We start from the raw sequence: 14811 nt of genomic DNA on the forward strand, positions 1-14811 counted from the left end.
GACCGTAGGGCACACTAGATAGCGCGTCAATATAGTCACGGAGACGGCGCCCGAGGTCAGGACCGGAGGTACGCCACCGTGCGGAAGCGCAGGCCGGTGGACGACGTCGCCCACTCCCCCGCGTCCGCGCGCCACCCGGCCGGCACTGACGGGGCGAACGTGTCGCCCGCGACGACGGCGTCGATCTCGGTGACGACGCACCGGTCCGCCCGCTCGATCGTCGCCGCGTAGAGCTGCGCCCCACCCATGACCCACACCTCGCCGTCCGCTCCCGCGTCCGCGCGCGCCACGGCGAGGGCGTCGTCCACCGACCGGGCCACGCGCACCGGCGTGCCGACGTCCGCGGGCGACGGCGCGCCGTCGGGCACCGCGCCGCCCGGAGCCCAGCCGTCCTGGCGCGTCACGACGACGTTCGTCCGGCCCGGCAGCGGCCGGAACCGGGGCGGGAGCGAGTCCCACGTCCGCCGCCCCATGACCACGGGGCGTCCCGACGTGACGCGCCGGAAGTGCGCGAGGTCCTCGGGCAGGTGCCACGGCATGGTGCCGCCCGCGCCGATGACGGGCCGCCCGGCCGCGTCGCGCGCCTGGGCCCAGATCAGTCCGAGCATCAGACCGCGATCGGCGCCTTGATCGTCGGGTGGTGCTGGTACCCGACGACCTCGATGTCCTCGTACTCGTACGCGTCGATCGAGTCGCGCGGCGCGAGGCGCAGCGTCGGGTACGGGTAGGGCGCGCGCGTGAGCTGCTCGCGCACCTGCTCGACGTGGTTGTCGTAGATGTGCACGTCACCGCCGGTCCACACGAAGTCGCCGACCTCGAGACCCGTCTGCGCCGCGACCATGTGGACGAGCAGCGCGTACGACGCGATGTTGAACGGCACGCCCAGGAACAGGTCTGCCGAGCGTTGGTAGAGCTGGCACGAGAGCCGGCCGTCGGCGACGTAGAACTGGAAGAAGGCATGGCACGGCGGGAGGGCCATCGTCGAGAGCTCCGACACGTTCCACGCCGAGACGATGTGGCGCCGCGAGTCGGGGTTGCTGCGGATCTGCTCGATCACCTGGGCGACCTGGTCGACGTGGCGACCGTCCGGCGTCGGCCACGAGCGCCACTGGACCCCGTAGACGGGCCCGAGCTCGCCGTCGGCGTCGGCCCACTCGTCCCAGATCGTCACGCCGTGCTCCTGCAGCCATCGGACGTTCGAGTCGCCGCGCAGGAACCACAGCAGCTCGTACGCGATCGACCTCAGGTGCACGCGCTTGGTCGTGACGAGCGGGAAGCCCTGCGAGAGGTCGTACCGGATCTGCCGGCCGAACACGCTGCGCGTCCCGGTCCCGGTCCGGTCGCTCTTGGGCGTCCCGTTCTCCAGGACGTCGCGCAGGAGGTCCTCGTACGGCGTGGGGACGGCGGACGGTGAGTCGGTGGCCACGGCCGTCAGTCTAGGCCGGACGCCGCGGGACGACGTTTCGGCGTGCGAGGTCGCGCGACCTCTGCCAGTGTTCACGGTCGTAGGGGGAAAAACTCACAGATCCGACGAAACGGAGATTTACCATGGGTTGGCTCGCCTACATCGTGCTCGGGCTCATCGCCGGACTCATCGCGCGCTTCGTCCTTCCTGGCAAGCAGACCAGCTCGCTGATCATCACGATCCTCCTGGGGATCCTTGGCGCCCTCCTCGGCGGATGGCTCGGCTCCGTGCTCTTCGGCACGAGCCTCGGCGACCTCGGCGACTTCCGGACCTGGCTCCTCGCCATCCTCGGGTCGCTCATCACGCTCGGCGTGTACGGCGCGCTCACCAAGCGCAGCCACGCCTGACCTCTCACGACCCTGCGGGCCTGGTGCCGTCCTCGGACGGCACCAGGCCCGCGGTCGTTCCCGGGCCGGTCGACCTCAGGCGGCGGCCTCGCCCACCGCGCGGACGGCGTCGAGCACGACCTGCGCGACGGCGTCGGGCTGCGAGACCGCGAGCGCGTGCGACGCGCCCGGCACCTCGGTCGTGCCGCGCGAGCCGGCCCGCTCGGCCACGAACCGCAGCACCTCGGCCGGGATGTTGCGGTCCTCGGCACCGTGGACGAACCACGACGGGACGGTCCGCCACGCCGGCTCGCTCGCGAGCGGCTCGTTCAGCGCCGCCACGGTCACCGGGCGCTGGGCCACGGCCATGAGGGCGGCCGTCGCCTCGTCGACGTCGGCGACGAACTGCTGGTGGAACAGGTCCTGACGGATCGTGAGCTCCGCGCCCCCGTCCGCCAGCGGCGTGGGCACGACGGCGTCGCCGAGCGTGCTCCCGGGGAACCTCGCCGAGAGCTCGAACGCGCTCTCGCCCGTGTCCGGCGCGAACGCGCCGACGTAGACGAGGCCGACGACGTTCGGCGCACCGGAGGCGCCCTGGGTGGCGACCATGCCGCCGTACGAGTGCGCGACGACGACGACCGGGCCGTCGATCCCGGTGAGGACGTCGCGCAGGTAGGCGGCGTCACCGGACAGCGAGCGCAGCAGGTTCGCGTTCGCGACGGCGGGCAGGCCGGCGGCGCGCAGCCGCTCGACGACGCCGTTCCAGCTCGTGGAGTCGGCGAAGGCGCCGTGGACGAGGACGACGGTGGGTGCTGACGCGGAGGCGCTCATGCTCGTGCTCCTTGCTCGGAAGGGACGGTCCACGAAGGGCCGGGCGCCGGGAGACGTGCCGGCCACCACTGGACACGACCGAGGCTGCCACCGTTCTGTGACAACCGCGCACGGAGGCTCGGACGGCGGGCGCACGGGCGTGACGTACGCCATGTCACCGCGACGTCACGAAAGCCCTTGCTGCGTGGTCGAGAGGGTGAGAGCGCGCAGAGAGCGCGCCGCACTGGAGGCGGTCATGGAACGCATCGTCATCGTCGGCGGGGGCTACGCCGGGTTCACGGCGGCCCGGGAGCTCGAGAAGGGGCTGCGACGCGAGCTGCGACGCGGCGACGTCGAGCTCGTGCTGGTCGACCCGCGTCCCTACATGACCTATCAGCCCTTCCTCCCGGAGGTGCTCGCCGGATCCGTCGAGGCGCGGCACGCGGCCGTCGCCCATCGGAGCCACCTGCGCCGCACGCGGCTCGTCGACGGGTCGGTGACGCGCGTCGACCACGCGCACCACGTCGTCCGCGTCCGGCCGTCGTCGGGCGACGAGTACGAGCTCGGCTACGACACGGTCGTCGTCACGGCCGGTGCCGTGACGCGCGTCTTCCCCGTCCCGGGCGTCGCGGAGCACGCCATCGGCATGAAGCACGTCGAGGAGGCCGTCGCCGTCCGCGACCAGCTCCTCACGTCCTTCGACCGCGCGGCGAGCCTGCCCGCCGGGCCGGAGCGTGAGCGGCTCCTCACCGCGACGTTCGTCGGCGGCGGTTTCTCCGGCGTCGAGGGGTTCGCCGAGCTTCTGTCGCTCGCGCACGACCTGCTGCGCGTCTACCCGGAGATCGACGCGTCGGAGCTCCAGCTCCACCTCGTCGAGCGGAACACGCGGATCCTGCCGGAGGTCACCGAGCGGCCGGGCCGGTGGGTCGTGCGGCAGCTCGAGCGACGCGGGGCGCACGTGCACCTCGGGTCGGGGCTCGAGTCGGCCGCGGGCGGCGTCGTCCGACTGTCGACCGGGGAGGAGTTCGCCTCGGGCCTGCTCGTGTGGACCGCGGGCAACGCGGCGAACCCCGTCGTCGCGACGCACACCGACCTCCCGGTCGACGCGCGCGGCTATCTCGTGGTGCAGCCCGACCTGCGGGTCGGCACGGTCGACCAGCCCGTCGACGACGCGTGGGCGGCGGGCGACGGCGCGGCGGTGCCCGACCTCGCGGTGCCGCGCCCCGGAGCGCTCACCGTGCCCAACGCGCAGCACGCGGTCCGACAGGGGCGGCGCCTCGCGCGCAACCTCGTCGCTGCTCGCCGCGGACGGTCCACCCACCCGTACGTGCACGGCAGCCTCGGCGTCGTGGCGACGCTCGGGCTGGGCTCCGGCATCTTCCAGTACCGCCGCCTCGTGGTGCGCGGACCGCTCGCGTGGCTCATGCACCGCGGGTACCACGTCCTCGCGATCCCCACGTGGGAGCGCAAGGTCCGCGTGCTGGCCGTGTGGCTCACCGCCGGGCTCTTCGGGCGCGACGTCGTCTCGCTCGCCTCGGTGCAACGTCCCCGCGCCGCGTTCGTGGCCGCCGCTCCGAGCGGGCCGGCGGAGGCTCCGAGCGGGCCGGCGGAGGCTCCGACGACGGCGACGACCGCGGTCGCCGAGCCTGGCGCGCCGGCCACGGACGGGCGGGCCCGGGCCGCCTGACTCAGGGCTTCCGTCGCAGGTCGGGGAGCTCGCGGCGTCCCGGACGGGAGGAGGCTCGTGCCCGGGTGTCGGAGGGGCACGGCACAGTGGTGCGGTGAACCTCGTCCGCGTACCGCTCGCCCCGGTGCTGCGCGCCCGCGCGACGGTCGCGCACCTGGACGCCGACGCGTTCTTCGCGAGCGTCGAGCAGCACCAGCGCCCGTCGCTGCGCGGCCGACCCGTGCTCGTCGGCGGGGTCGGTCCACGCAGCGTCGTCGCGACGGCGTCGTACGAGGCGCGGCGGTTCGGGGCGCGCTCGGCGATGCCGATGGAGCTCGCGCGTCGGCTGTGCCCGTCGTCCACCGTGGTTGTCGTGCCGCGGTTCGCCGCGTACGCGGCCTACTCGGCGCGGATCATGGCGGCGCTGCGCGAGGTCACCGACCTCGTGGAGCCGGTGAGCATCGACGAGGCGTACGCCGACCTCGGTGCCGCGGCCGGTCAGGACATGGATCTCGAGGAGCTCGCCCTGGGGATCCGCGAGCGTGCGCGCGAGCTCAGCGGGCTGTCCGTCTCGATCGGGCTCGGCCGCTCGAAGCTCGTCGCGAAGCTCGCCTCGGAGGACGCCAAGCCGGGAGGCGTGCGCGTGGTGGATCCCGACGACGAGGACGACTTCCTGCTGGCCCTGCCGGTGCGGGCGCTGGCGGGCGTCGGCCCGGTGTCCGCGGCGCGCCTCGACGAGCTCGGGGTGAGCACCGTGGCGGACCTACGCCGCCAACCGCTGGACACGTTGCTGATGGTCGCCGGGGAGGCGGGCGGGACGAACCTGTACCGGATCGCGCGCGGCTGGGACGACCGGCCGGTGACGACGGTGCGCGAGCGCAAGTCCGCCGGCGCCGAGCACACGTTCGACACCGACCTGCACGGACGGGCGGCCATCTCGCGCGAGCTCGACCGCGTCGTCGACTCCGCGCTCGCCCGCCTGGAGCGGCACGCCGTCGCGGCGCGCACCGTCGTGGTCAAGGTCCGCCTCTCGTCGTTCACGACCCTGACCCGGTCGGTGACGCTCCCCCGCCCGACGTCGGACGAGGGCGCGCTGCGCGCCGCGGCGCACCGGGCGCTCGAGCTCGCCGAGGTCACCGAGCCGGTACGCCTGCTCGGGACCTCGTTCCACGCCCTGTCCGAGCACGCGCAGCTCATGCTGCCCCTCGACGACGAGGCCGAGCATCCTGGAGCGGGCACCGCCGCACCGTCGCCCGGACCGGTCCCGGCCGGGCAGGACCTGGCCGCGACGGGCCCGGCCGCACCGGACCCGGGCGGACCGGACCCGGCCCTGCCGGGCGCGGCCGGACCGGTGCGGGTGGTGGCCGCCGACGTCGCCCCCGGCCTGGACGTGGAGACCGCGGCCCACGGCCGCGGCTGGGTCGTGCGCGTCGGCGACGACGGCCGCGTCGCCGTCCGCTTCGAGACCGCCCGGACCGGCCCGGGCTACCAGCGCTGGGTCGACCCCGAGACCGAGGACCTCGTCCTCGTGGCCCCGCTCGGCCCCGACGGCGAGCCCGTGCTGCCCTCGGAAGCCGACGAGACCTAGGTTGCGTCTCCCAAGTCTTCGACGTGGCTCGTGAGGGCCCACCATCGTGTGGTTTGAAGGCGGCTTCGAGATCGACGCTGTAGGTGTCGCCGATGGCCAGCACGGCCCAACGGCAGTCGCCGAGCTCGTGGGCCAGGTGTCGCCGCGCCAGCACGGGAGCATTCTCGGTGGGTGGATGCTGGTCGCTAGTCCCTCAGGCACCCCATGCAGCGCTGCGCGAGCCAGGCGATGGCTTGTCGAGCATGCCCGGGGGTTGCGCGTTAGCGGTCCTGCTGGCATGGACGCCCGTCCAATCCAGTCTGAGTTGCCCTGTCCGACCCCACCGGTAGCGACGGGACGGGCTCGCGATCACTAGCACCTGAAAAGGAGACGATGGGTACTGTTTCCCCCATGGGATCGCGGCATCTCGTGCCGCGCGAAATCGACGCGCAAACGACCAGAATAGTGCCGGTAACCTAATGCGTGAGATTTCACGCGGGTGGACACTGGCTTCAGGTGTGCGACGCGAGAAGTGCGCTAGCCCGCGCACGCCCTCCGGGGGGACCTCCGGGTTGTGGAGACTTTAGACATCTCCACGAAGCCCGGAGGTTCCCCCGTTCGGCAACCCGAACTGACAACAACTTCTTGGCCGGGTATACCGAGAATGGCATCTCGGATTGCGTAGTGTCCTGCCCCTACTTCTCGGACGGTGATGCAGAGTTGGGTTCGTCCCCCTGGGCCACGATGCCCTCCGTCCGATGTGGCGACCGGACGTATCCAATGAACCCGACAATTATGGCGAGTACAGCCACGACGAAGAGGGTGAATGCGAGGGCCAGGTTGCCACCGCGCTGCTGCGCGTCTGACGCGTACCCCTCGATGATCGCAGCAGCTGCCGCTGCGACGAGTAGGCATCCGCCGAGGATCATGAGCAACATCCACAGTCGGCGTGCTCTCGACTTATTTGTCACGTCGGGTTGCACCCAGCCGCAACGGTCGCGGCGTACCCGACGTTCGGACGCCAGGAATCGATGTTCCATGGGGACTTGAAGGGTGCGAAGTCCCAGTGGCATCTAATCTGGTCGTAGTACTTCTGCCCCTCATAGTGCGAATTGACGTACAGCTTGTACTCCGCGTAGTACTCGTCCGGACTCACCGTTACATTCCAGGCATTGACCGGGTAGATCCCGAATGTGAATCCATTCGACTGCTGTGTAATGGTGAACTTTTTGATGTACTTTCCCACCACTGCAGGGTCAGCAACGACGGGATATGTGGTCCCGGCCCCGTGCTCAACAACCTGGACCAGCGAGTTGCCTTCGATCTCATAGTGGGTATTGACGTTGTTGCCGTTCGCATCGAGAGCCCACGCAGGTTCGATCATTGCTAGCGGAGTCGTGTCGGCTCGCAGGATGGCAAAATACCCGTCGCCGGCATCGACGAGCTTGCCGCCCTTCGGCAGGGTGATCGGATAGGCGTACCGCGTCGGAGCATCGGGTCCGGAAATCACGGTTGTGATCTGCACGGTTCCATCCGGGTTGAGGATGGGCACGGTCGTTGACCCGTCGTTGTTGTCGTAGGTGACGATGTCGAGATCACCGTACTGAGCATCGTCAGCGCGATCGCTGTTCGGGAGTCCGATGACGATGCTCTCGAATCCGACTTGCTCCACGACAATCCCGTCGGCCGGGTCATCGGGAAGATCAACCTTGATCTTGCTGTCCGGATTGGTCGGGTCAATCATCGCGTTCTCGATCCTGGCCCGCTCAAACTCTTCCGTCTCCATGCCGCTCGGAGTCTGCATGCCGCTTGGATCGGAGACGACCACGCCGTCGTGCGTGGCGACCGCGTTGAGGGACGCCGGGGCGATGGTCTCGATCGCATCGATTGCGATGGCTGCGTCGTCTCGCCCTGTTGCGATGGCTGGTGCGGCTGCGCCCAGTCCAAGACCAATGGCGGCGGCACCGACGATGGCGCCGAATTTTCTCTTAAGAATGACTGCTGTCCTTCAGCTTTGGGCCCTCAATGCGGGCACGGCGCGGCCTTGATGCATCGTTGCGAATGGGTCGCAAGGACATCGCCAACAGTAGTGTCAAACCGGGCGCGACCGCTACCCTCTCTTCTGCGTTGTGCCGAGAATCCAGCTTGGATCGCCCAGTCCGCCACGCGGCACGGCCACTTAGCGAGGGCGTGTCTCCTTGGTGCCGCAGCCACGATGTTGCAGAGTGGGCGGTCGTGGATCGTGGTCGGGAGTTGTCGGACGAGCAGTGGGCGGCGATCGGCCAGTTGATGCCGCAGGTTTCTGGGCGGTCGCGCCCGTGGCGTGTTCATCGTCAGGTCGTGGAGGGGATCGTTTGCCGGTATCGGACCGGGGTGGCGTGGCGTGATCTTCCCGAGCGGTTCGGCCCGTGGCAGACGGTGTGGAAGAGGCATGCGCGGTTCTCGCGCGACGGGACGTGGGACAAGATCCTGACGGCCTCGCAGGTTCGTGCGGACGCGAACGGCGGTATCGACTGGCGGGTGAGCGTGGACTCCACGATCAACCGGGCGCACCAGCACGCCGCGACCTTGCCCCGGACCACAGGGGGCACTGGCGAATCACAACAATCCGGAACGGCGCGAACCGGCTGACCACGCGCTGGGCAGATCCCGGGGCGGGCTGTCGACGAAGATCCACGCCGCTGTCGACGGCGACGGGCGACCGCTCGCGGTGCTCGTGGGACCAGGCCAGGGCGGTGATGCCCCGATGTGCCTGCCGCTGCTGGACGCGATCCGGGTCCCCCGGGCAAGGGCGGGACGGCCGCGCACGACGCCGGATGCCGTGCTGGGCGACAAGGCGTACTCCTCGCGCGCGATCCGCACCGAGCTGCGCCGACGCGGCATCGTCGCGGTCATCCCCGAACCCCGCGACCAACAAAGCCCACCGGCACCGACGCGGGTCACGCGGCGGACGGCCCGTGACCCACGACTCCGTCACCTACCGCGGCCGCAACACGGTCGAGCGGTTCATCAACCGCATCAAGCAATGGCGAGCACTCGCGACCCGCTACGACAAGCACGCGCTCGTCTACCGCGGCGGCGCCGTTCTCGCAGCGATCCTGCTCTGGGCGTCGAGCACTCCGTGATCAACGAGTCGGTGCCACGATCCGAGGCAGGTGCTGCTCGATGATCCCGGCTGCTGCTCCGTCCAAGGCGAGTTCGACCAGGTTGGGCAGCTCGAGCGCTCCGGCTGCCTCAGAGTCCAGTTCGAGCGCAAGGACGTCGCCCTGCACATCGAACCGCACAAGCCCGCCGTAGTACACGGCTGCACCACCACGCACGATCGCGTAGGTATCCATACCCAGCCTCACGTCTTTCCGGTCGTGGGCCAGCGAGCGTTGAAACTCGATCGTGTCTCCCGACTCCACGTCCAGCAGCACGATCGCCTCGTAGCTGTCCTCGATGCTGCGCGTGAAGCCAACCCTGATCACAGCCGAGATTCTGCCGCATCAACGACCACCGGGCCGGGACCCCCGACTTGAGAGACGCGCGCTAGCCGGCGACCGCGCAGGGCCCGCTACGCTGCCGCCATGTCGCGCAGACCGGCCGCCGAGGACCGACGACGAGAGCTGCGGTGGATCGTCGGCACGGTCGTCGTGCTGCTCGTCACGGCAGCAGTCGTCCCGATCGCGTTGCCCTTCCTGTCGGCCGTCGCGGCGGACCTGTTCTGAGCACGCTCCGGGACCGGGGTCAGGCCGGCGCGGCGTACCCGCCGAGCTTGTCCGGGTTGACCTGGACGAACACGTGCTCGATCCCGCGGGACGTGACCTCGAGCGAGATGAGCGCGAACGGCGCGTCGTCGATCCGCACGAGCAGCGCGGGCAGCCCGTTGGCCTCGACGACGCGCACGTCCGCGTCGGCCCAGTACTTGCGCCACACGTTGTCGAAGAACAGCGAGACGCGCGCGACGCCGTAGAGCTCGACGCGTGACGCGTGCACCTTCCCGCCGCCGTCGGGGCGGGCGACCACGTCGTCGGCGAGGAACCGCTCGAAGCGCGCGAGGTCGCCGTCGTGCGCGGCGGCGACGAACTCGTCGAGGAGGCGGCGGTGCTCGCCGGGGTCCACCGGGACGGCCTCCCGGCGGCCCAGCCGCTCGCGGGAGCGGCGTGCGAGCTGGCGGGCGTTCGCCTCGGTCATGTCGAGGATCTCGGCGACGCGGCGGTACGGGTACCCGAACGCCTCGCGCAGCACGTAGACCGCGCGCTCCACGGGGGTGAGCCGCTCGAGGAGCACGAGGGTCGCGATCTCCAGCGCCTCGGCGCGCTCCGCGCCCAGCGCGGGGTCGTCGGACGTGTCGACGGGCTCGGGGAGCCAGGGGCCCACGTACGTCTCACGGCGTGCACGGGCCGACGTCGCCGCGTTGATCGCGAGGCGCGTGACCGTCGTGGTGAGGAACGCGGCCGGGTTGCGCACCACCTCGCGGTCCGTGCCCTGCCAGCGGATCCAGGCGTCCTGCACGACGTCCTCCGCCTCGGGGACGCTGCCGAGCATGCGGTACGCGATGCCGAAGAGCTGCGGGCGGGCCGCGAGGAACGCGTCGAGCGCCCCGGGGTCCTCCGGGGCCTCGGGGCGCTCGACCGTGTGCGGTCCTGACGTCATGCGGTCACGCTACGACCTCGACCGGCCGCGCGTCTGCCCCCTGCTCGCGGCTCGGGTCACGCGACGTGCTGCGCGAACGTGGTCCCGCCGCGCAGCGACTCGCCCTGCGGGACGATCGAGTCCTCGACGAGCCGCGCCCCGAAGTACGTGGCCTCGGGGTCCGCGACGACCTCCCGCTCGTCCCCCTGCGCGGCGAGCGCGGACCGGATGAACTCGTCGAACCGCAGCCGCTCCGGGCCCGCGAGCTCCACCATGCCGTCGAGCGGAGCCCCTGTCGCGACCTCGGCGACCGTGCGAGCGACGTCGGCAGACGCCACCGGCTGGAAGGCCACCGGCGGGATCCGCACGACCCCGTCCGCGGTCGCACCGTCCGCGATGGACCGCGCGAACTCGAAGAACTGGGTCGCCCGCACGACCGACCATCCACGCCCCGACCCGCGGACGAGGTCCTCCTGCGCGACCTTCGCCCGCAGGTAGCCCGCGTCGGTCCGGTCCGTGCCGACGATCGACAGGATGACGTGGTGCCCGACACCGGCCCGCGCCTCGGCGTCGAGCAGCGTGCGCGTCGACGTCGTGAAGAACCGCATCACGTCGTCGTCCGCGAACGACGGCGAGTTCGACACGTCCACCACGACGTCCGCACCAGCGAGCGCCTCGTCCACCCCCGCGCCGGTCAGCGTGTCCACGCCGGTGCTCGGCGCGGCGACCACCGCCTCGTGCCCGGCGTCCCGCAGGCGTGCGACGACCTGGCTCCCGATAAGACCCGTTCCTCCGACCACGACGATCCTCATGACGTTCTCCTCTCGTGCGCGCGACGCTCTGCCGCCCGCCACCCTCCTGACCGATCGGCGCGGGATCTTGTGACACCCGCGTCGTGCCGGCTTGCCGTGGTGCTGGCCGGAGCGGGAATCGGCGACGCTTCCCGCACGTTCCTCCGACGACGGACCGTCCGGCCGCCGCCCCCCGAGGAGTGCGAGGATCGACGCATGACGACCCAGCCTGCCGAGAGCACCCTGAGCACCGCCGACGAGGCGGAGCGCGACGTCCCCGCGGCGTCGCCCGCCCCGACCGACCCCCTGTGGGTGGAGCGCACCGGGAACCGCACGTACACGGGGCACTCGGCGCGCGGCGCGCAGGTCTCGATCGGCCCCGCGAGCGAGGGCGCGGTGTTCACGCCGGGCGAGCTGCTGAAGATCGCGCTCGCGGCGTGCGCGGGCATGAGCACGGACCGCACGTTCGCGCGACGGCTCGGCGACGACTACCGGGTGACGATCCACGTCGAGGGCGCCAAGCTCGTCGAGGAGGACCGGTACCCGAAGATCACCGGCACGTACGACATCGACCTGACGTCGCTCGACGACGACGCGCGCGACCGTCTGATCACCGTCGCCGAGCGAGCGATCGACAAGGCGTGCACCGTAGGACGGACGGTCAAGGCAGGAGCCGAGGTCGAGTACCTCTTCCAGCCGGAGGGCGCGGGCCGCGAGGTCGAGACGCAGGCCTGACCGGCCAGCGGCCTGACCGGACCCGCGGGCCTGACCGGACCGCCGGACCGACAGGACCGCCGGATCGACAGGACCGCCGGAATGACCGGGACGCACGGAGGACGGGAGTCGTGATGCCGCACCAGCAGGACCCTTCGAGGACCCCGACGCCCTACGGCGGCACCCCGGACTACGGGACACCGCCGCGCCTGGGCGCACCGGACGACGTCGCGACGCGCGACGCCGGTGCGCCCCAGGACGTCGCCGAGTGGGCCGCGTACCGGCCGACCCCGCTCCTCGACGCCGCGCTCGACAAGTCCGTCACGATCCCGTCGCAGGTGATCCGGGCGCACGTCGACTCCGTGCGCCGTCGGAACCCGGAGGCGGGCCCGGCCGAGGTCATCCGCATCCTCGAGCGGGAGTACCTTCTCGTCATCCAGGCCGCCGGGGGCGCGGTCGGTGCCGCGGCGGGCTTCCCGGCGGTGGGCACCGGCGTGGGGATCGTCCTCACGTCCAGCGACATCGCGACCTTCTTCGCGTCGTCGGCGGCGTTCTCGCTCGCCGTCGCCGACGTGCACGGGATCGCCGTGGACGACGTCGCCCGTCGCCGTGCTCTGCTGCTCGCCTCGGTCCTCGGCGAGAAGGGCGCGCGCGACGTCGAGAAGGCCGCGCAGGGCTCCGGCCTCGCCTGGGGCAAGGTGCTGCTGACGCGGATGCCCGCCGGGACGCTCGTCAAGGTCAACAAGGCCCTCGGCAACCGCTTCCTGCGCACGCAGCTCGCGAAGCAGTCCGGCCTCGCCCTGGGCCGTCTCGTGCCGTTCGGCATCGGCGCGGTCGTCGGGGTCGCGGGCGCGCGGGCGCTCGGGCACGGCGTCGTCGCGCAGTCGCGCCGGGCGTTCGGCCCGCCGCCGTCGACGTTCGGCCGGATCCTCGAGGTCGTCGAGGCGCCGACCGCTGACGCGCGGCCCACGCTCGTCCCCGTCCCCGAGGACGCCGCGCCGTCGCGCGGACGGCGCCGCTTCCTGCCCGGGCGCCGTCGCCGGCCGGACCCGACGCGAGACGCCGGGTGACCACCCACCGGGTCGCGGTCGGCCGCGAGCTGCCCGTCGACGCGACCGTCGCCTTCGCCTGGGTGGCCGACCCGCGCACGCACCCCCGCTTCATCCCGCTCACGCGGATGGCGACGCCTGCCGGGCGCGGTCCCGAGGTCGGCGACCGGTTCGCGATGGTGAGCGGACCGTTCCTCGGTCGCGGCGCGCGCGGCGTCGTGGACCGGATGGTCGTCACGTCCCTGGAGCGGCCGTCGACGACCGCGGGCCGGGCCGGGCGCACGAGCGTGCGCAAGGAAGGGCCCGTGCTGCTCGGCGAGGCGGGCTTCGACGTCGAGCCGCTGGGCTCCGGCCGGTGCCGCGTCGTGTGGTGGGAGGACGCGTACCTCGCCGGTCCGCTCCCCCGGGCGCTCACTGCGCCGCTCGTCGGCCTCGCGCTGCGCTGGATGATGCACGCGTCGCTGCGCCGCCTGGAGACGCGGCTCACCGCGCGCCGCGCCTGACCCGGCCCGCTCGGCAGACCCGCCGGCCCGTGCCCGCAGCGCGCACTGTCACCGCAGACGCCGAACCCCGGGTCATGCCTCGATCAGCGGTCTGATCGGGGCTCGACCCGGGGTTCGGCGTGGGTGGTGACCAGTCGCTCAGGCGGTGGGCTCGTCGCCCGTGCCCGACGGCGCGTCGTCCACCACGGGGGCGTCCTGCACGTCCACCGCGGCGTCCGACGGCGTCGGGCCCGCGAGGATCAGGTAGAGGTCGCGGCGCGTGCGCTCGAGCAGCTCGGCCGCGGCCTTCGCCTGCTCGTCGGTGCCCGTGCGGGCGACCTGGTGCACGGCGGCTGCGACCGCCTCGACGCCGGCGCGCAGCGCGTGGCGCGAGCGCCCGCCCCGGCCCGCCGCGTCGGCGAACGGGTCGCCGAGCTGGTCGGCCTGCTCGGTGACGACGGCCCGCCCGGCCTCGGTGAGCGAGGCGAGCCTGCGCCCGCCCTCGGCCGAGAGCTCGACGAGCCCCTCGTCCTGAAGGAGGTTGAGCGCCGGGTAGACCGCGCCCGGGCTCGGGCGCCACTGGCCCTCGCTGCGGTCGGCGATCTCCTGGATCAGCTGGTAGCCGTGCATCGGCCGGTCGGCGAGGAGGAGCAGGATCGCGGCGCGGACGTCGCCGCGGCCCGCGCGGCGGGGCCCACGGCCGCGGTGGCCGCCGCGGTGCCCGCCCAGCCCGAAGCCTGGGCCGAAGCCCGGTCCGAACCCGGCGCCGAAGCCCGGGCCGCCACGCCTCTCGGGACCGCCGAAGCCGCGACCCTCGGGACCGCGTGGCTCGTCGGCCGGGCCGCCGAAGCCCCCGGCCCCACGGCGTGCACCGCCCCGGCCACGGCCGGAGGGGGCGTCGCCGCGGAACCACGCCGCGTCGTCGGGCACGGACGGGAAGCCGTCGCGACGACGCCGCCGCGGGCCGCGCCCGCCGAGGTCGCCGGAGGGCTGGGACAGGTTCTCGGGGTGACGACCCCGGTTCTGGTGTACGTAGCTCATGGAAGTTCTCCTGGGTGATGGTGTTCGGAGGGCCCGCGGCACTGTGCGGCGGGCCTGTCGCCGGGGGACGTGTCGTCGCCTCGGGCGGGATCGCGAGTCGCAGCTCGTGGCTCAGCGATACGCTAACGATATATCGATAGCGTATCGCTGTCAACACCCCTGCCCGGACCGTGTGGTGGCGGGCCCGACGTCGCCCCCGGACGTACGCTGGCAGCCAGCACGTCACCCGGCCGGACACCCACCGCCGGGTCACCCCGGGCCACCACCCCGCGGCCCGGTCTCA

15 protein-coding genes and 1 pseudogene are annotated in these 14811 nt (G+C 72.2%); 8 read left to right on the plus strand and 8 right to left on the minus strand.

The genetic code is table 11. The features are described from left to right. Positions 1–56: 56 nt before the first annotated feature. Both V5D56_RS19555 and V5D56_RS19560 read right to left on the minus strand, forming a co-directional pair. Positions 57–608, minus strand: coding sequence for a dihydrofolate reductase (locus tag V5D56_RS19555; protein ID WP_435736929.1), 552 nt, complete (start codon positions 606–608; stop codon positions 57–59). Then, positions 608–1426 (minus strand): thymidylate synthase, encoded by an 819-nt coding sequence (locus tag V5D56_RS19560; protein ID WP_435736930.1) that lies wholly within the window; start codon positions 1424–1426, stop codon positions 608–610. Before V5D56_RS19560 ends, V5D56_RS19555 begins: the two co-directional genes overlap by 1 nt. Positions 1427–1548: 122 nt before the next feature. On the opposite strand from V5D56_RS19560, the gene V5D56_RS19565 reads away from it, so the two are divergent. Further along, entirely contained in the window at positions 1549–1812 is a 264-nt protein-coding gene (locus V5D56_RS19565) for a GlsB/YeaQ/YmgE family stress response membrane protein (RefSeq protein WP_251150233.1), read from the plus strand. Positions 1813–1887: 75 nt separating this feature from the next. On the opposite strand, the gene V5D56_RS19570 is transcribed toward V5D56_RS19565, so the two are convergent. After that, positions 1888–2622: an alpha/beta fold hydrolase gene (locus V5D56_RS19570; protein ID WP_435736931.1), complete on the minus strand. Its 735-nt coding sequence runs from the start codon at positions 2620–2622 to the stop codon at positions 1888–1890. A gap of 235 nt (positions 2623–2857) precedes the next feature. Here V5D56_RS19570 and V5D56_RS19575 point away from each other — a divergent pair, with 235 nt between their 5' ends. Both V5D56_RS19575 and V5D56_RS19580 read left to right on the plus strand, forming a co-directional pair. Then, complete coding sequence (locus tag V5D56_RS19575) at positions 2858–4288, plus strand: NAD(P)/FAD-dependent oxidoreductase (protein WP_435736932.1); 1431 nt, start codon at positions 2858–2860, stop codon at positions 4286–4288. 94 nt (positions 4289–4382) lie between these two features. Next, positions 4383–5855, plus strand: a complete 1473-nt coding sequence (locus V5D56_RS19580; protein WP_435736933.1) for a DNA polymerase IV — start codon at positions 4383–4385, stop codon at positions 5853–5855. A 946-nt stretch (positions 5856–6801) separates the two neighbouring features. Here the strand turns inward: V5D56_RS19580 and V5D56_RS19585 are convergent. After that, on the minus strand, positions 6802–7662 hold the full coding sequence (locus V5D56_RS19585; RefSeq protein ID WP_435736934.1) for a DUF2599 domain-containing protein: 861 nt from the start codon (positions 7660–7662) through the stop codon (positions 6802–6804). Between the two features lie 407 nt (positions 7663–8069). Here V5D56_RS19585 and V5D56_RS19590 point away from each other — a divergent pair. After that, positions 8070–8959: pseudogene (locus tag V5D56_RS19590) on the plus strand (IS5 family transposase). Here the strand turns inward: V5D56_RS19590 and V5D56_RS19595 are convergent. Then, entirely contained in the window at positions 8960–9304 is a 345-nt protein-coding gene (locus V5D56_RS19595) for an Imm10 family immunity protein (RefSeq protein WP_435736935.1), read from the minus strand. Positions 9305–9403: 99 nt separating this feature from the next. Between V5D56_RS19595 and V5D56_RS19600 the strand changes: the two genes are divergently transcribed. Further along, positions 9404–9544 (plus strand): hypothetical protein, encoded by a 141-nt coding sequence (locus tag V5D56_RS19600; RefSeq protein WP_435736936.1) that lies wholly within the window; start codon positions 9404–9406, stop codon positions 9542–9544. 19 nt (positions 9545–9563) lie between these two features. Here the strand turns inward: V5D56_RS19600 and V5D56_RS19605 are convergent, their stop codons facing one another. Next, the gene (locus V5D56_RS19605) at positions 9564–10472 is read right to left on the minus strand and encodes an RNA polymerase sigma-70 factor (RefSeq protein WP_435736937.1); all 909 of its coding nucleotides are present in this window, start codon (positions 10470–10472) and stop codon (positions 9564–9566) included. 56 nt (positions 10473–10528) lie between these two features. Beyond that, positions 10529–11263 (minus strand): SDR family oxidoreductase, encoded by a 735-nt coding sequence (locus V5D56_RS19610; RefSeq protein ID WP_435736938.1) that lies wholly within the window; start codon positions 11261–11263, stop codon positions 10529–10531. Positions 11264–11458: 195 nt separating this feature from the next. Between V5D56_RS19610 and V5D56_RS19615 the strand changes: the two genes are divergently transcribed. From V5D56_RS19615 to V5D56_RS19625, 3 genes are all read left to right on the plus strand, one after another. Then, on the plus strand, positions 11459–11977 hold the full coding sequence (locus tag V5D56_RS19615; RefSeq protein ID WP_435736939.1) for an OsmC family protein: 519 nt from the start codon (positions 11459–11461) through the stop codon (positions 11975–11977). Positions 11978–12090: 113 nt separating this feature from the next. Beyond that, positions 12091–13026: a hypothetical protein gene (locus tag V5D56_RS19620; RefSeq protein ID WP_435736940.1), complete on the plus strand. Its 936-nt coding sequence runs from the start codon at positions 12091–12093 to the stop codon at positions 13024–13026. Further along, positions 13023–13508 (plus strand): SRPBCC family protein, encoded by a 486-nt coding sequence (locus tag V5D56_RS19625; protein WP_435736941.1) that lies wholly within the window; start codon positions 13023–13025, stop codon positions 13506–13508. The genes V5D56_RS19620 and V5D56_RS19625 overlap by 4 nt, the downstream gene beginning before the upstream one ends. A 138-nt stretch (positions 13509–13646) precedes the next feature. Here the strand turns inward: V5D56_RS19625 and V5D56_RS19630 are convergent, their stop codons facing one another. Next, entirely contained in the window at positions 13647–14528 is an 882-nt protein-coding gene (locus tag V5D56_RS19630; RefSeq protein WP_435736942.1) for a PadR family transcriptional regulator, read from the minus strand. Between the last annotated feature and the right edge of the window lie 283 nt (positions 14529–14811).

This window comes from Cellulosimicrobium sp. PMB13 (assembly GCF_051294865.1).
GTDB lineage: Bacteria > Actinomycetota > Actinomycetes > Actinomycetales > Cellulomonadaceae > Cellulosimicrobium.

Coding starts and splice junctions, on each gene's coding strand:
- V5D56_RS19555 (WP_435736929.1), bottom strand. CDS start 608: ATGCTCGGACTGATCTGGGCCCAGGCGCGCGACGCGGCCGGGCGGCCC.
- V5D56_RS19565 (WP_251150233.1), top strand. CDS start 1,549: ATGGGTTGGCTCGCCTACATCGTGCTCGGGCTCATCGCCGGACTCATC.
- V5D56_RS19570 (WP_435736931.1), bottom strand. CDS start 2,622: ATGAGCGCCTCCGCGTCAGCACCCACCGTCGTCCTCGTCCACGGCGCC.
- V5D56_RS19575 (WP_435736932.1), top strand. CDS start 2,858: ATGGAACGCATCGTCATCGTCGGCGGGGGCTACGCCGGGTTCACGGCG.
- V5D56_RS19600 (WP_435736936.1), top strand. CDS start 9,404: ATGTCGCGCAGACCGGCCGCCGAGGACCGACGACGAGAGCTGCGGTGG.
- V5D56_RS19605 (WP_435736937.1), bottom strand. CDS start 10,472: ATGACGTCAGGACCGCACACGGTCGAGCGCCCCGAGGCCCCGGAGGAC.
- V5D56_RS19610 (WP_435736938.1), bottom strand. CDS start 11,263: ATGAGGATCGTCGTGGTCGGAGGAACGGGTCTTATCGGGAGCCAGGTC.
- V5D56_RS19615 (WP_435736939.1), top strand. CDS start 11,459: ATGACGACCCAGCCTGCCGAGAGCACCCTGAGCACCGCCGACGAGGCG.
- V5D56_RS19620 (WP_435736940.1), top strand. CDS start 12,091: ATGCCGCACCAGCAGGACCCTTCGAGGACCCCGACGCCCTACGGCGGC.
- V5D56_RS19630 (WP_435736942.1), bottom strand. CDS start 14,528: ATGAGCTACGTACACCAGAACCGGGGTCGTCACCCCGAGAACCTGTCC.